The sequence below is a fragment of the Proteiniclasticum sediminis genome, assembly GCF_018128025.1.
Classification (GTDB): domain Bacteria; phylum Bacillota; class Clostridia; order Clostridiales; family Clostridiaceae; genus Proteiniclasticum; species Proteiniclasticum sediminis.
Window position 1 is genome coordinate 23,389 of the sequence record NZ_JAGSCS010000009.1, and the last position, 16,021, is coordinate 39,409.

Genomic DNA, 16,021 nt, shown 5'->3' on the forward strand with positions numbered 1-16,021 from the left:
CCTAGAGGACTACCTCCTTATGTCGAGTGGCATGGCAGTTGATGTTCACCGCCACGGGCAAGCCCGCGATATGGGTGGGGAAGGTTTCGATGCTCACCTTCAGGGCCGTGGTGGCACCGCCGAAGCCCTGGGGTCCGATGCCCAGACTGTTGATGGTCTGGAGCAGTTCCTCCTCCAGCTCCTGGTAGAAGGGATCGGGATTGGTCTCGTCCAAGGGACGCATGAGGGCCGTCTTGGCCAAAAGGGTGCACTTGTCGAAGGTTCCCCCGATGCCCACGCCCACCACCATGGGGGGACAGGCATTGGGTCCCGCCAGCTCCACGGTTTCCAGAATAAAGTCCTTGACGCCCTGGAGTCCCTCGGAGGGCTTCAGCATCTTTAGCCGGGACATGTTTTCGGAACCGAAGCCCTTGGCCGCCACCATGATCTTCAGCTCCTCCCCAGCCTTCAGCTGGTAGTGGATGACCCCCGGTGTGTTATCGCCGGTGTTCTTCCGCTGCAGGGGATCCTCCACCACGGACTTTCGAAGATACCCTTCGGCATAGCCCTGGCGGATTCCCTCCTGGATGGCCTCCTCCAGGAGACCTCCGGTGATATGGACCTCCTGACCCAGCTCCACAAAGGCCACCACCATGCCCGTATCCTGGCACATGGGGACCAGGTCCCGCTCGGCGATTTTGGCATTTTCCACAATCTTTCCTAATGTATCGGTGGCCAGGAGCCACTTTTCCTTCTTCTGGCTGGTCTCTAAAGCCGCGAGAACATCCTTTGGCAGAAAATAGTTGGCTTCCATGACCAGGCGTTTCACGGCCTGGGTCACCTCACGGACATCAATCGTCTTCATCTGGGCAAAACTCCCCTCAAATTTTCTTCGTTATCCTTATTATAGCAAAATCCGCTCCAACCAGAAGATTCATTCAGGCGGGAGCGGCTTTTTTCCCCAAGGGGGAGGCTATTTTCTTCGGTTGTGCAGGGCCAGCACGCGGTTCATCTCGTTGTTCACGATCATGTAGCCCTCATCCACGCCCATGCCAGGTTTAGCCAGGACCTGTTTGGCACCGCAGGCCATGGCGATATTGGTGCAGATTTCCGCACTGCGGTTGGTCTCGTTGCAGGTTCCGCCCAGGTATGCTCCCACGCCTTTTTCCTTGCAGTAGAGAATGGCCTTGATGGAGTTATTCACCCCGCCCAAATCCGGAGTCTTCACCTGGATCATATGGCCGGACTTGTTGTCGGCAAAGTATACCACGTCCTCGTAGGTGTTGCACCATTCATCGGCCACCAGCTCCACCTGGATCTTTCGCTCATCCAGAAGGGCCGTGAGATCCCGAAGGGCTTCCATCTGGAGGGTGCGGTCCCCGCGGTCCATGGGGCCTTCAATGCGCAGCAGGAAGGGCTTGGCGGCTTCCTCCAGGGTCTTCAGGTAATCGGCCATCTTGTCCAGATCCTGGTTGAAGATCCGGCCGATGGTGCCGTAGACATCGATGTGGAAAATGGGGCTGTAATCTTCGGAGGAACGGTACTTCAGCACCCGGTCCCGGAGCCACTCCACATAGCTTAGGAGGATTTCCCCCTTTTCGCCCAGCTTTTCCTTCACATTGTTGATGAGGGCGTGGGGCATGACGTCCGTGCCCTTGATGATCATCTTGTCCGCATTGTTGTAGCGGTCATCGCCGCTCTGGGCGAAGATGGGAATCCGGTTCAGGGCTACGCCGGTGCCGTATTCCTTGGCCACCACTTCCGCCATGGTGAGGCGGTTGGACTTGGCGGCGGCATCCAGGAGCGCCTGGGTGAGGCCATAGCGAATGGCCGTATGGAGGCGTTTTCCCTCCAGGGTGAAGTGATCCACCTCTTCCGCCAAATCCTTGAACTCCGCCGTTTCCTTCCCCAGAAGGTAGTCCCGGACCTCGCCCTCGATGAGGGGAATGAAATCCTTGGCCAGGAACAGGGGACCCCGTCCGCCGGCACCGGAATACTGCACAGCAGCACAGTCGCCGTGGGCAATTTCGCCATTCTCCAGGATCAGCATCACAGAGATGCTTTCCCCGGGAAGACGGATGGCGGTGAAACCTTCCGTTTCCGGTTCTCCCACATACATGAAGCCGTCATGGCCTGCGCCGTTGATGATGGCCTTCTGATCGTCAAAGTAGAATCCTGTCCGCCCTGCTGAGCAGATCACATCGATGATTTTCATTTTTTGTCCCCCTCCGGTCGTCCGATGAGATTGCCCTTGCCCACGGCGAATATGTCATCCACCGTCATCTGGAAGGTCACCTCGCGGTTTTCAAATTTTCCACGTTCCATGAGCTTTTCTTTGTTAAAGTCGATGATGTCCTGGGTGAAGGGAATATTTCCCGTCATGAGGTAGCGCACGGCTCCCTGGTTGTCCCGGGCCGGCATCATTTTTCCGGCGTTGTACTTGGACGGGGCAAAGGGCACATCGATGATGCCTAATTTAAAGGCCTCCACCGTTCCCCGGGCGAAATCGCCCTTGCCCACTTCCAGCACGCTTTGGAGCATGCAGCGGGTTTCTGCCTTGATGATCTGGATCTCCTTCGCCAGCTCCGGACTCATGGGCATCCGCTGACCTTTTAAGAGGTTCAGGGTCATGATCGTATCCCGGATGCCCTGGGCGTTGGCTTCTTTAGTTGGAATGCCCAGCGCCTCATGGGGCGTCTTGACGATGACCTTGGTGGCCCCGGCGAGAGCCGCCGTAGCCGCTCCCACGGAGATGACGCCAAAGGCCTTGGCTTCATCGGCGGGGAATCCGCCCATCCACTGGTGGAACACCGTGGTGATAAACACCTGGGGATAGCCGAAGTGGTCCAGATACTCCCGGGTCTGCTCTTCCAGGGCCCGGATGGCGGCGATGTCCTGGATGAGATTTCCACACTGGCCATACCCCACCGTGAGGTTCGTCACCCCCTGCTCTGCCGCCAGAAGCGCTTCCAGGATGGCCACGGTGTTAGAGATGGAGGGCGGCACTAAAGTGCCCGTCAGGGGACCGAAGGGCTCGCGATTGAGCTCGATGCCCTGCTCATTGTAGAAGCCCACCAGACGGTCGCAATACTGCCAGTCCCGGATGGTTTTCTCCATGGAGACGCTTTTGGCGTAGGGAATGTTGTAGCTGATGCCTCCCCCCTCGTTGGACGTCCAGCCCGAGGCATGGATGATCTCCGAGAGAAGCCGGGCATCAGGTGTGCCGTGCCGGGCCTGGATGGGATTGCGGATGGCCTCATAAACCTGACGGCATCCCTTGACGCCATGGTTCACCGCCGGGAATCCGTTGAGGAGGGATCGCCCCGCCTTCATGGATTCGTCGATGCCGATCTGGCATTCCGGATAACGGTTCTGCCGGGTGTAGGAGTCGATGGTGGAGGGCAGAAGATCCGCTCCGCCTTCATCTTCCAGATACTTCAGGAGGGCGATGTGCTCCTCGATGAGGGCAACGCCAGCCCGGGGCTGGGCTAAGGTCAGGCCTTCTTCCTTGGCCTTGCGAAGCTTCAGGGCAAAATTTTTCTCCGCGGGGACTTTTTTCAGGTAGTCCACCGCATCCTGAAGATCCACCTCCTGCCCCGTGGGCCAATGGGTGAGCACTTCCTTGCGCAGGGAAAAGAATTCATCTTCGGTGAGTTTTTTGTTTTTCAGCTCCATCATAATCTCCTAACACGTGATGATGTATTTCTTCAGCATTCTTAAGGCCTTGTCCTCGTCCACCATGGCCAGAAGTCCCAGGGCAGACAGAATATAGTGTTCATCCACCAGATACTTCGGGTGGCGGGGTTTCAGGGAGTCCAGCTCCTCTTCATGGAAAAGGGCGGCTTCCAGAATTTCCCGGGGGTGACGGGAGTTCACCAAAACTCCGCCGGTGCCGATGAGGTACGGCAGCTCCATGAGGTCTTTTCCCTCCTGGGAGTACATCATCCCCAAGGGCGAGTAGACCTGGGTCACGGTGCCGGCATGGCGGCGCATGGATAGATCCACGCAGATCTTCGCCATGGCTTCGTCAAACTTCACGTCCTCCTCCGCCTCCGGCACAAAGTCCGTATGGTCATAGCGGCGCTTAAAGGCATTTTCCACCGCCTGATCCGGTGTTTCCACCAGGCCATAGCGCTTGAGATACCGACGTCCCGCCGCCTCATAGAGGGAAAGGGCGGAGTAGCGCATCCCCAGGTCGCCCTCCACGGTGCGTTTTGCCACGGGTTCCTCCAATCCCCGAAGGATGACCGAGGGCTTGCTGGGTGCTCCTTCGCAGACGGAGTGGACATCGGTGGTGGCGCCGCCGATGTCAATGATGGCCAGATCCCCGATCCCATCCTCATTGCGGGTGCCCCGGGAGAAAACCTCCGCGGCCTTCAGCACCGCTGCCGGCGTGGGCATGAGGATCCCGGAGAGGAACTCCTCCACATGGACCATGCCCTTGGCCTTGACAATATTCTTCATGAAGATCCCCCGGATGGTTTCCCGGGCAGGGGTCACATTGATGGTGTTGAGGCTGGGCATGACATTTTCCGTCATGTAGTAGTCCATGTTGCCCTCAAAAAGATCCTCGATGGCATCCTGGCAGCTCTTGTTGCCCGCCACCACGATGGGGATCTCGATGTTTCCTTCCTTTAGCATCCGGGCGTTGTGGAGGATGACCTCCTGATTCCCGCCGTCGGTGCCGCCTGCCAGAAGAATCATATCGGCCCTGGAGGTCCGGATCGCCTCCACCTCCTTGCGGTTCAGCTGAAAGCTGTACACTTGGGTGACGCGGGCTCCGGCCCCCAGGGCCGCTCGCTTCGCGGCCTCCATGGTCAGTTCCGGCACCAACCCGATGGCCACAATTTTTAACCCGCCTGCTGCAGATGAACAGGCGAGTTTTTTTAGATACGTTATTTCTTTCCCGGTCTTTTTCTCCAGGTCGCGAAGGGCAACCCGGTAACCCTCCATGACATCCGTGGCCACGGTGGTGTACGCTTTGGCGGTGGCGAGAATCTCATCGCCTTCGGCACTGATGGCCGTCAGCTTGGTGTAGGTGCTGCCAAAATCGATAAAAAGAAATGCCTCCATAATGCTTATGCTCCAATAACCTCAGCGAAACCCAAATCTTCACGTAAATCCTTCAGCGCCGTTTCCACGGTGGTTCCTGGCGGGTAGACCCGGTCAAAGCCCATCTTGAGGAAACGCTGTTTCACTTCCTGAAAGTCCTGCTTGCCCACGACAATGTTTCCGCCCACATAGAGCTTGATGCCCTTCAGTCCGGCTTCGTCACACTTTTCCCGCATGCCTCTGCAGTCGATCTCGCCGTGTCCGTACAGTGAAGAGACCATGATCACCGCGGCATCGGTTTCGATGGCGGCATTGATGAAATCCTCCTGGGGCGACAAGACGCCGATATTGACCACATCATAACCTGCTGCAGTCAGCGAATAATCGAGGATCTTGTTTCCGACGGCATGGCAGTCTGCACCGATGACGCCGAGGACGATGGTTTTCTTACCCATTGTGTTTGCACACTCCTTAAAAATCGATGAATCCGAGGGGAGGGATGAAAGAAAACATGCAGGCTTAGGGGATAGTCCCCGGTATATATTGTCACTTCTTTGTCATAACCTCTCTGTTCAAGTTCATCATACCATAAACCAAAACGGTTTCAAGTCCCCCGGAAACGCTGAAAATCCTTGATTTTGACAGTTCTACAGGAATTTTTCTAAAGCGATGCAGTTCTCTTTCCGGTGATGAATTTTGATTCTCAAAATCTTTCAATTTGGCGTCATTGTGAAGTTTCCCCTGCAATTTTTTGGGGGAAAATGCAACTTTATCTCTTCCATTATTCAAGGCCAAATTCGAAATTCTTCCATAATTGCCGAAAATTCAGCGGAAGGTGCAAAAAAATATTTTCTTTCCCTGACGGTCAATCCTTCAAATCTGTCCCCAAGGGATTCCCTTGTGCTATGATGAAGTCAGAAACTATCCAAAGGAGGAGTATCTCGATGATTCAGCCTATTTCCATCCATGACCTCACGGCCTTTCACCTGGGCAACGCCGAGAATACGGAAGCCGGCACAGGCTGCACCGTCATTCTATCCCCCCCGGAGGGAGCTGTCCCCGGGGTGGACGTCCGGGGCGGCGCACCGGGTACCCGGGAAACGGATCTTCTGCGCTCCGAGGAAATGATGCCCATTATCCATGCCCTGGTCCTTTCCGGAGGCAGCGCCTTCGGTCTGGATGCCGCAGGCGGGGTCATGGCCCACCTGGAGGAAGCGGGCATCGGTTTTGACACCGGGGTCGCCAAGGTACCCATCGTCCCGGCAGCGGTACTCTTTGACCTGGCCTATGGCGACCCCCAGGTTCGTCCCGATGCCGCCATGGGAAGGACTGCGGCAAAAAACGCCCTTCTTCGAAACTACCAGGACGGTTCCTTTGGTGCTGGCGCCGGGGCCACGGTGGGAAAAATCCTCGGTCCCCAGGCAGCTATGAAATCCGGCATCGGTTCCTATGCCCTGGACATCAACGGACTGAAAATCGGCGCCGTGGTGGCGGTGAATGCCCTGGGCTCCATCTATGAGGAAGGAAAGCTTCTGGCAGGCCCCCTTCTTTCCGGAGTTCCCCAGTCCACGGAGGAACTCATGATGACGGGACTTTCTGCAGGTTTTCCCGGAAATACCACCATCGGCTGCATCCTGACCAATGCCAAGCTGGACAAGAGCCAGGCAAACAAAATCGCCTCCATGGGCCATGACGGCTTTGCCCGGGCCATCCGGCCGGTACACACCCAGGCTGACGGCGACACCCTCTTTGTCCTGGGCAGCGGAGAGGAAAAAGCCGATGTGAACATCCTGGGCACCCTGGGCGCCCTCGTGGTGGAGCGGGCCATCCATCGGGCCCTCCATGCTGTTTCTGATGATCCCCGGCTCCCCACGGTCAACACCCTAAATCTTCGCTAACAAAAGCCCCCGAGGTTTCCCTCGGGGGCTTTGTCTATACCTTAGTCTCTTTCGTGGATTTCCGCAATGGTGTCGGCGATATTCTTGGAATGATCGCCCACGCGCTCCAGGTTGGAGATGAGATCCAGGAAGAGGATTCCGGCCAGGGCCGTGCATCGGCCGGCGTTGAGACGCTTGATGTGCGCATCGCGGTATTCCCGCTGCAGCTCATCGATTCTGCGCTCCGTCTGCTCGATGGAAATGGCTTTGGCCTTGTCGTTGTTTTTATAGCTTTCAATGGCGGTGTCCAGGGCAAGAACCGTATAGTTATAGATGGACTTCAGTTCTTCCCGTCCTTCTTCCGTGAGGTCCACATGCTTGCGGTAGCGTTCCTCCGCCAGCTCCATGATGTTCTCTGCATGGTCGCCGATCCGCTCGATGTCATTGATGACGTGGTAGGTATCGCCGATGCGGCGGAACTCATTGACATCCAGGTCGCTGCTGGACAGTTCCACCAGGAAGTTCGTGATGATTTCCGTCACTTCATTGATCCGAGCTTCATTCTTCATGACCAGATCATGGGTGTCGATCTCGTTATTGATGAAGGCTTCCGTTGCCAGACGCACATTTTCTTTAGCCAGCTCGGCCAGCTTCACCGTTTCCAGGATCACCTGACCTTCAGCGATGGTGGGTGTCTGAAGAAGTCTGCGGTCCAGGATCTCATTGACCCGGTCCTCTTCCTTGCCCACGATGGCGTTGGACATCTTGATGAGCATACCGGCGAAGGGCAGGAGCACGAGGGTATTGGAAACATTGAAGATTAAGTGGAAGAAAGAGATCTGGAGCTTCACGCTGGACGGAGCCATGAAGGTGACCAGCTTCATCAGGTAGGGGCCCAGGGGCAGGAAGATCACCGTACCGATGACGTTGAAGAGCAGATGGATTACAGCTGCTTTTCTCGCCATCTTATTGGCCGTGATGGAAGACAGGAGCGCCGTGATACAAGTTCCGATGTTGGCACCCAGAATCATCGGGTAAGCCACTTCGATATTGATCGACCCTGTGGTGGTCAAGGCGATGAGGATACCTGTGGTGGCAGAGCTGGACTGAATGATCAGGGTGATGCCCACCCCAATGAGGAGTCCCAGGTACCATTTATGACCAATGGCAATGATCAGGTTCTTAAAGGTTTCGGAATCCCGGAGAGGATGCATGGCATCGCTCATGAGGCTCATGCCCAGCATGAGGATACCGAAGCCCAGAAGAATGCTGGCCACATCTCTTCGCTTCTTGGCCTTGGCAAAGAGGAAGAGGACAGAGCCAGAGAAGAGGAGCAGGGGAACCAGCCAATCGATATTCACCGACACCAGGAATGCGGTGACGGTGGTTCCGATGTTGGCGCCCATGATGACGCCGGTGGCCTGGGCCAGATTCATGAGCCCGGAGTTCACGAAGCCCACCACCATCACCGTGGTGGCCGAGCTGGATTGAATGAGCGCCGTGACTACTGCTCCGACAAAAACAGCACTTAATGGATTGGATGTGACTTTTTCCAAAATGAACTTCAGCTTGGAGCCTGCAGCGTTCTCCAGACCGTCGCCCATCATCTTCATGCCGTACAGGAAGAGTCCGAGGCCGCCGGCCAGAGCAATGATCATATTAATATCCAAAAGAATACCTCCAAAAATGACGTATATTTCCTCAAATATCATACTCCAAATTGAAATCCATGTTAACAGGGTGTTACAAGATTTAACATGGAATTAACCAAAATCACCTTCGAGCCGAAGCCTTGATTTTCAGACATTTCACCCTTTTTCTCCGGAGATGTAATCCTTTCAAGCCTAAGGGGATTTAACCTGATCTTTACTTTTCTGCCCTCTTCCATTCCTGAATTTCGTGCATAAGAAAACCCTGGAAAACTTCCAGGGTTTAAAAGCCGTATTATCTCTTGGAGAACTGTGGGCTCTTTCTGGCCTTCTTCAGACCGTACTTCTTTCTTTCCTTCATTCTTGGATCTCTGGTCAAGAATCCGGCTCTCTTCAGCTCGCCTCTCAGGGTCTCATCGGCCTTGAGCAGTGCTCTGGAGATTCCGTGACGGATTGCGCCGGCCTGGCCGGAGATTCCACCGCCATGAACGTTCACGAGAACGTCATAGGAATTCTTGGTGTTGGTCAGAACCAGCGGCTGATTGACGATGGTTCTCAGGGTCTCAAGTCCGAAATAGTTCTCGATATCCCGCTTGTTGATGGTTACATTTCCTGATCCTGGAACCAAACGAACTCTGGCGACAGACTTCTTTCTTCTACCGGTTCCCAAATATTGTACTTTTGCCATTTGTTATTCCTCCTCCCAGACTAGTACTTGAGCTCAAGAACTTCTGGGTTCTGAGCTGCATGAGGATGATTTTCTCCTCTGTACACTTTGAGTTTCTTTGCCATGCTTCTTCCGAGGGATCCCTTGGGAAGCATTCTGCGAACAGCTTCCTGGAATGCCAGTTCTGGCTTCTTGGCAAGAACTTCTCTGTAAGGAGTCTCCTTCAGTCCGCCTGGATAGTTGGAGTGGTGTCTCATCATTTTCTGATCCAGCTTCTTACCGGTCAGGACAACCTTCTCGGCATTGATGATGATGACGAAATCTCCAGTATCCACGTTGGGGGTGAATTCAGGCTTGTTCTTTCCTCTTAAAACGGATGCAACCTGGCTGGCCACTCTACCGAGAGGTTTGCCTGCAGCATCAACAACATACCACTTGGTCTGGAATGTTCCTGGCTTTGCGATGTATGACTTCATTTCTTTCCTCCCGAAACTCCACAATTGGGGTTCCTACTAAAATTCATTCTTAGGTTTTACTCCATTGTGTGATCCGGGGCTAGTGGATCCACACAAACTTAATGCAAACAGAAATATTATAGTCCACCTACCACTTGGTGTCAATCCTATTCGTTTGCACTTTCTGATACCTAAATATTATAACCGATATCGCCCTTAAAGGAAAGCCCTTTTCCCATTTTCTCCCGGGCATTTTCCGGAGATTTTCCGGAATTACTCCATTTTAAACTGCTTCACCAGAACCCCCAGGGCATCGGCCAGTTCCGCCTGGCTCTGAGCGGTTTTCGCAATCTCTTCCAGCGCCTTTGCCGTTTCCTCCGTGGTACGTCCGATCTCCACGGAGGAGGCGGCTCCTTCTTCAATGTTGGAGACCATTTCCTCCAGGGTGCGGTTCACTTCATGGATGGATTCGGCGATCTGCCGGCTGCCTTCTTCAAACTCTTCCGTGAGCTCCTTGACGAAACGGGCATCCTCGGCATACTGGTCGCTGGTCTCCTCTAAGGTGTCGTAGTCCTGGGTGACCTTGGTGTCGATGAAGTGCAGGATTTCTTCCGCATTGCGGGTGAGTCGGCCCACGGCCGTCTTCACGTCCTTGATGACCCCCTGAATGTTCTTGGCCGTGTCGTTGGAGTACTCCGCCAGGCGTCTTACCTCATCGGCCACCACGGCAAAGCCTCGGCCGTGTTCTCCCGCCCGAGCCGCTTCAATGGCGGCATTGAGGGCAAGAAGATTCGTTTGTCCCGCGATCTGGGTAATGACCTCCGTCATGGCGGCGATTTCCTCCACCACGGCGGTGTCGGCGATGGCATTTTTGATTTCCTCATTTTTAGCCCGGTAGATTTCATGGGCGGTTTTCTTGGAGGCTGCAGCCGACATCTTCAGCGTTTCGGCCCGTTCCTCGATTTCTTTGACCTTGGCATTGCCGCCCAGGGCTTTCTCATGGAGAACCTCCGACGCATGGCCGATCTCGGAACTGGTGGCCCCCACTTCTTCCATGGAGGCGCTGGATTCCTCGAGGCCCGAGGCGATGGTTTCCATGGCCGAGCTGATGTTCTGGCCTTGAGCCGTGACTTCCTCCACGCCGGCGGAAAGCTCCTGGCTGGTCATGGTGCTGATGGCCACAGCTTCATGGACGCTGCCCACCAGATCCCGCAGCTTGTTCACCATTTCCTGGAAAGCTACGTAGAGCTGACCGATTTCGTCCTGATTCTTTCCCTTCCCCTCCACGGTGAGATCGCCATCAGCGACCTTTCGGGTCATGTCCACCAGACCGCTCAGGGGTTTCAGGATGCGGGTGAGGAGAAGGAAGATGAGGAGAGCGACACCCAGGGAAGCTCCCAGAGAGAAGAGATAGAGGCTTCCCCGCATGACCTTTAGATCCGATACAGAGGCACTGCGGTCATGGATCATCTTGATGTATCCCTTCACATTGCCCTGAAAATCCTTAAAGGGCACCAGAATGACGCCGTAGTTTTCGTCCTTGGCCACTTCAAAGAGCGTTTCCCCGGCGGCCACACGGCCTTCCGTATCGGGGGATATGGCCCATTGATCCTCGGCCCCGGTCTTGGCCAGCAGGGTGCTGGCTTCCTCGGCTTTGCCGAAGGTATAGATATAGTATTCTCCGGGAGCCTGCTCCTGGAGCGACTTTAGAAAGACGTCACCAAATTCCAGTCCATACTCCACAGAGCCCACATGGACCGTATCCTTGAACACGGGGACCACCACGCGGAAGCCATAGCCTGCCCCGCCTTTTTCCAGCCCCATGACCACCTTTTTCGTCCGATTGGCCGTGGTGATGGTCAGTCTGGTCATGGCCAGATTGTCGCCAAACTGCTCCGGACTATGGACCCGGAGAAATGACGTGGCGTCGGGAAGATGGAAGTGGAATTGGGGAACATTGACCTTCACGGCGTCGTACCCTGGCTGGACGGCCGCCAAAAGCCCCGCGCGGTCACGCTTGGCAAAAAGCTCCACCACCTGGGGGTTTCGGGCAATGCTCAGGATGGACAGCCTGGCGGATTCTAGCTGGTCATCCATGCTGGCATGGACGATGTGGCTCACCGAGGCATTGTAGATCTTCTCATTTTCCATGAGAATGTGCTCCGCGCGGCTCACCGCGTAGGTCGAAAAGATCATGAAAAAGAGCAGGACAGCGAGTCCCAGGCTGACAAAGAGCTTGGTGCGGATTTTGAGCTTGCGGTAAAACTTCATGTTATTCCTCCGATGTGTCATTTCCAGTTCTTCCTCCTGATGTTCAGTCAGGAGAAAACCCCAGCGGAAGATCCAAGGATCATAAGCTAGGGGTTTGAACTTCCTCTATTCTACATCGGTGATTTCTAATGAGATTTAAGCCACACTGAAGATTTTCATGAACTTCAGTCCAGGGAAAGATCCTCCGGAGCATAGTACACCTTTTCCAGATAGAGGCCCTGGGGCGGAAGCACCATGGCTTTTCCTCGTTTTCCCGTTTTTAGAAGCGTCGTGATCTCCTCCGGGGTGATCCGGTGATGCCCGGCATCCACTAAAGTTCCCGCCATGATCCGGGCCATGTTGTAGAGGAATCCGGAAGCCGTGATCCGAATGTCCACCAGGTCCCCTTCCTGGGTGATGGTGATCCCTTGCATATCCTTCACCGGATTGGGATCGGTGCTGCCCACGGATTTAAAGGCGGAGAAGTCATGGGTGCCTAGAAAACGCTCCGCAGCCGCCTCCATGGCGGGGATGTCCAGGGGCCTTCGCACGAGGTAAGCCTGGTTTCGGTGAAGGGGCGAGGGCTGAAGCCGCTGCAGGATCCGGTAGACATAGGTCTTTCCCCGGGAACTGGACCGGGCGTGGAAGGCCTCGGGCACCGCCATGGACTCCAGTACCTTCAGATCCTCGGGCAGGTGGGGATTCAGCGCCAGGGCAAACTTCGCCGGTGGAATGGTGCTTGCCGTTTGGAAGGACACCGGATAGGCCAGGGCGTGGACCCCCGCATCGGTGCGGGAGGAGCCGTGGATGGTCACCTCTTCCCCCAGGAGGGAAAAGAGCGCCGCCTCCAGTTCCCCCTGGACGGTGCGCACAAAGGGCTGGCGCTGATAGCCGTGAAATGCCGTGCCGTCATATTCCAGATAGAGCAGTATGTTCATGGTCATCCTCCTTGGATGGAAACGGCCATTTCCCATGGAGGAAATGGCCGCCGTTTCAAGTTCGTTCCTTAGATGAGGCCCGTGTAGCGCAGGGAGAAGGTGGCGGCTACCAGAGCGAAGAAGATGAGGAAAGCCAGGGCATCCCGGCGGGTATAGACGAGCTTCTTCATGCGGGTTCGCCCTTCCCCGCCCCGATAGCTTCGCGCCTCCATGGCCATGGCCAGTTCTTCGGCCCGGCGGAAGGAGGAGATGAAGAGGGGAACGAGGAGCGGAATGAGGCTCTTGGCTTTCTTGATGATGTTGGTGGATTCAAAATCCGCCCCCCGGGCCATCTGGGCTTTCATGATCTTGTCCGTCTCATCCATGAGGGTGGGAATGAAGCGAAGTGCAATGCTCATCATCATGGCCAGTTCATGGGCGGGGACGCCGAGGCGCTTGAAGGGCTTCAGGAGACTTTCAATGCCGTCGGTGAGCTCGATGGGGGACGTGGTCAGGGTCAGGATGGAGGTGCCCATGATGAGGAACACCAGCCGGAAGGTCATGAAGAGGGCCTGATAGACGCCTTCCTCATAGATCTTGAAGATCCAGAAGTCCAGAAGCTTCGTGCTCTCCGTTCCCCTTGTGACGAACATGTTGAGGAACGCCGTGAAGAGGATGAGGACGAAGACGGGCTTTACCCCCTTATAGAGATACTTGAAGGAAAGCTGGGCCACCCGGACCATGAGGAGAATAAATGCCAAAATCAGGGCGTAGGCCGCAAAGTTCTTCACTAAGAAAAGATTCACGATGAAGAGGATGGAAATGAGGATCTTCGTCCGGGGGTCCAGTTTATGGATGAAGGAATCCCCGGGGATGTATTGTCCGATGGAGATATTCTTAATCATGCTTTGGTCCTCCTTTGGCGAGATAGGCGAGGATTTCCGCCTTGGCCTCCGCCACGGTGAAAATGTCCTCCCGGACCTCAAAGCCTTTCTGTTTCAGGGCCCGCATGAGGTAAGTGATCTGGGGTGCGCCCAGGCCCACTTCCTCCAGAAGCTCGATGCGGGTAAAAACCTCCCGGGGTGTGCCCTGGAGAATCACCCGGGAGCCGCTCATGACGATGACTTCATCGGCGATATCCGCCACATCCTCCATGGAGTGGGTCACCAAGACCACGGTCATATGGTATTCCTCATGGAGCTTCTTGATCTGTCCCATGATGTCGTCTCTTCCCCGGGGATCCAGTCCTGCGATGGGCTCATCGAGGATGAGCACCTGGGGTTCCATGGCCACGACGCCCGCAATGGCCACCCGGCGCTTTTGCCCGCCGGAGATCTCAAAGGGAGAAAGATCCTTGTATTTCTCATAATCCAGGCCCACCATCTCCATGGCCCGCTTCACCCGCCGGGAGATTTCTTCCGGGGAAAGGCCCAGATTCTGGGGACCAAAGGCGATGTCTTTTTCGATGGTTTCCTCAAAAAGCTGATACTCCGGATACTGGAAAACCAGGCCCACCCGCTTGCGGATCTCGCTCATGACGGTTTTCTTGTCCGTGATGTCGATGCCGTCGATGAAGATTTTTCCGGAGGTGGGCTTCAGAAGACCGTTGAGGTGCTGGATCAGAGTGGATTTCCCCGAGCCCGTATGGCCGATGAGGGCATAAAACTTGCCTTCCTCCAGCTCCAGATTGATGTTGTCCAGGGCCACCGTTTCAAAGGGGGTCTTGGGCATATAGATATGCGTCAGGTTTTCTATTTTAATCGACATAGCTCCTCCACCATCTCCTCAATATTCAGTATGCCTTCGGGAAGCTTGATGCCCTCAAGCCGAAGCTCATGGGCCAGTTCCGTGACCTGCGGCACATCCAGGCCGATGGAATGGAGCAGATCCACCTGTTTGAACACATTCTTCGGGGTATCGTCGATGATGACTTTCCCCTCCTCCATGACGACAATGCGGTCGCCTTGGACGGCTTCCTCCATGAAATGGGTGATGTGCACAATGGTGATGCCGTACTCCTCATTGAGCTGCCGGATGGTCTTCATGACCTCCTGGCGGCCCGAAGGATCCAGCATGGCTGTGGGTTCATCCAAAATGATGATTTTGGGACGCATGGCAATGATTCCCGCAATGGCCACCCGCTGCTTCTGTCCGCCGGACAGGAGATGGGGCGCATGTTTGCGGAACTCATACATGTTGACTTCTTTCAGGGATTTATCCACGCGCCGTCGGATGTCGTCGGGGTCTACCCCGAGATTTTCCGGCCCAAAGGCCACATCCTCTTCCACCACCGTGGCCACCATCTGGTTGTCCGGATTCTGGAAAACCATACCGGCTCGCTTGCGCACCTCCCAGGTATTCTCCGGCAGGGAGGCATCGATGGTGTCGATGTAGATCTTTCCGCCCGTGGGCAGGAGCAGCGCATTCATATGCTTGGCGAAGGTGGACTTTCCGGAACCGTTGTGGCCTAAAACCACGACGAACTCCCCTTCCCGGATGGTGAGGTTCACGCCTTCCAGGGAGTATTCCTTTTCGCCGCTGGGATTGTCATCATAATAATGGGTCAGATCCACGGCCTTGATCATTTCATGGCCAAGATTCTTCTCGTTTTCTGTCATCTCGATCCTCCTCGGATAAGCACGAAACCCCTATCCCCGTCAGGGGTTTCCTGCTTATCTCTGATATCTTACCATATTTATGGAAAAAAAGGGATTAAGTTGCCTTAATCCCTTGTCCTTTTTCAAAGGGAAGCGTACTTCCGCTTAGAATTATACCAGCTCCAGGATCGCCTTTTCAGCGCCGTCGCCTCTTCTTGGTCCAGTCTTGTAGATTCTGGTGTAACCGCCATTGCGCTCTGCATACTTGGGTGCAATGTTGTCGAACAGGTTCTTCACAACCTCTTCCTCAGTCACGAAAGCCAGTACCTGTCTTCTCGCGTGAAGATCGCCTCTCTTTGCCAGAGTGATCATCTTCTCTGCGATATTCTTGGTTTCCTTGGCTCTGTAGAATGTGGTTTCGATTTTGCCGTGCTTCAAAAAGCTCGTTACCAGGCTTCTCAGCATTGCTATTCTTTGATCGGTGGGCCGACCAAGCTTTCTTAATGTAGCCATTTCCTTACCTCCTTTACTCCTCAGTGGACTTGAGGGATAAATCCAAGTCCTTTAACTTTCTCTCA

The 16,021-nt window shown here is 55.1% G+C and carries 16 protein-coding genes; 1 reads left to right on the forward strand and 15 read right to left on the reverse strand.

What is annotated here, in order from left to right; all coding sequences use genetic code 11:
• Position 1: 1 nt before the first annotated feature.
• The 6 genes from KCG48_RS07905 to KCG48_RS07930 all read right to left on the reverse strand — a co-directional run bounded on the left by KCG48_RS07905 (position 2) and on the right by KCG48_RS07930 (position 5,826).
• Complete coding sequence (locus KCG48_RS07905; protein WP_211801110.1) at positions 2 to 844, reverse strand: fumarate hydratase; 843 nt, start codon at positions 842 to 844, stop codon at positions 2 to 4.
• A 108-nt stretch (positions 845 to 952) separates the two neighbouring features.
• A complete protein-coding gene (locus KCG48_RS07910; RefSeq protein ID WP_211801111.1) occupies positions 953 to 2,194 on the reverse strand; it encodes a methylaspartate ammonia-lyase in 1,242 nt (413 codons plus the stop codon).
• Positions 2,191 to 3,654: a methylaspartate mutase subunit E gene (locus KCG48_RS07915; RefSeq protein ID WP_211801252.1), complete on the reverse strand. Its 1,464-nt coding sequence runs from the start codon at positions 3,652 to 3,654 to the stop codon at positions 2,191 to 2,193. Before KCG48_RS07915 ends, KCG48_RS07910 begins: the two co-directional genes overlap by 4 nt.
• A 9-nt stretch (positions 3,655 to 3,663) precedes the next feature.
• Entirely contained in the window at positions 3,664 to 5,052 is a 1,389-nt protein-coding gene (glmL, locus tag KCG48_RS07920) for a methylaspartate mutase accessory protein GlmL (protein WP_211801112.1), read from the reverse strand.
• Positions 5,053 to 5,057: 5 nt separating this feature from the next.
• Complete coding sequence (glmS, locus tag KCG48_RS07925) at positions 5,058 to 5,486, reverse strand: methylaspartate mutase subunit S (protein ID WP_211801113.1); 429 nt, start codon at positions 5,484 to 5,486, stop codon at positions 5,058 to 5,060.
• 91 nt (positions 5,487 to 5,577) lie between these two features.
• Positions 5,578 to 5,826, reverse strand: a complete 249-nt coding sequence (locus KCG48_RS07930) for a hypothetical protein (protein WP_211801115.1) — start codon at positions 5,824 to 5,826, stop codon at positions 5,578 to 5,580.
• Positions 5,827 to 5,978: 152 nt separating this feature from the next.
• Here KCG48_RS07930 and KCG48_RS07935 point away from each other — a divergent pair, with 152 nt between their 5' ends.
• The gene (locus KCG48_RS07935; RefSeq protein WP_211801254.1) at positions 5,979 to 6,929 is read left to right on the forward strand and encodes a P1 family peptidase; all 951 of its coding nucleotides are present in this window, start codon (positions 5,979 to 5,981) and stop codon (positions 6,927 to 6,929) included.
• Between the two features lie 41 nt (positions 6,930 to 6,970).
• Here KCG48_RS07935 and KCG48_RS07940 read toward each other — a convergent pair whose 3' ends face one another.
• From KCG48_RS07940 to rplQ, 9 genes are all read right to left on the reverse strand, one after another.
• Positions 6,971 to 8,566: a Na/Pi cotransporter family protein gene (locus tag KCG48_RS07940; protein WP_211801256.1), complete on the reverse strand. Its 1,596-nt coding sequence runs from the start codon at positions 8,564 to 8,566 to the stop codon at positions 6,971 to 6,973.
• Between the two features lie 286 nt (positions 8,567 to 8,852).
• The gene (gene rpsI, locus KCG48_RS07945) at positions 8,853 to 9,245 is read right to left on the reverse strand and encodes a 30S ribosomal protein S9 (protein ID WP_211801117.1); all 393 of its coding nucleotides are present in this window, start codon (positions 9,243 to 9,245) and stop codon (positions 8,853 to 8,855) included.
• A 20-nt stretch (positions 9,246 to 9,265) separates the two neighbouring features.
• On the reverse strand, positions 9,266 to 9,700 hold the full coding sequence (gene rplM, locus KCG48_RS07950; protein ID WP_211801119.1) for a 50S ribosomal protein L13: 435 nt from the start codon (positions 9,698 to 9,700) through the stop codon (positions 9,266 to 9,268).
• A 252-nt stretch (positions 9,701 to 9,952) separates the two neighbouring features.
• A complete protein-coding gene (locus KCG48_RS07955; RefSeq protein ID WP_211801121.1) occupies positions 9,953 to 11,950 on the reverse strand; it encodes a methyl-accepting chemotaxis protein in 1,998 nt (665 codons plus the stop codon).
• Positions 11,951 to 12,114: 164 nt separating this feature from the next.
• A complete protein-coding gene (gene truA / locus KCG48_RS07960; RefSeq protein ID WP_211801123.1) occupies positions 12,115 to 12,867 on the reverse strand; it encodes a tRNA pseudouridine(38-40) synthase TruA in 753 nt (250 codons plus the stop codon).
• Positions 12,868 to 12,935: 68 nt separating this feature from the next.
• Positions 12,936 to 13,751, reverse strand: coding sequence for an energy-coupling factor transporter transmembrane component T family protein (locus KCG48_RS07965; RefSeq protein ID WP_211801125.1), 816 nt, complete (start codon positions 13,749 to 13,751; stop codon positions 12,936 to 12,938).
• The gene (locus KCG48_RS07970) at positions 13,744 to 14,613 is read right to left on the reverse strand and encodes an energy-coupling factor transporter ATPase (RefSeq protein WP_211801127.1); all 870 of its coding nucleotides are present in this window, start codon (positions 14,611 to 14,613) and stop codon (positions 13,744 to 13,746) included. The genes KCG48_RS07965 and KCG48_RS07970 overlap by 8 nt, the downstream gene beginning before the upstream one ends.
• The gene (locus tag KCG48_RS07975) at positions 14,598 to 15,464 is read right to left on the reverse strand and encodes an energy-coupling factor transporter ATPase (protein ID WP_408004711.1); all 867 of its coding nucleotides are present in this window, start codon (positions 15,462 to 15,464) and stop codon (positions 14,598 to 14,600) included. Before KCG48_RS07975 ends, KCG48_RS07970 begins: the two co-directional genes overlap by 16 nt.
• Positions 15,465 to 15,614: 150 nt before the next feature.
• Positions 15,615 to 15,956: a 50S ribosomal protein L17 gene (gene rplQ, locus KCG48_RS07980; protein ID WP_211801131.1), complete on the reverse strand. Its 342-nt coding sequence runs from the start codon at positions 15,954 to 15,956 to the stop codon at positions 15,615 to 15,617.
• Between the last annotated feature and the right edge of the window lie 65 nt (positions 15,957 to 16,021).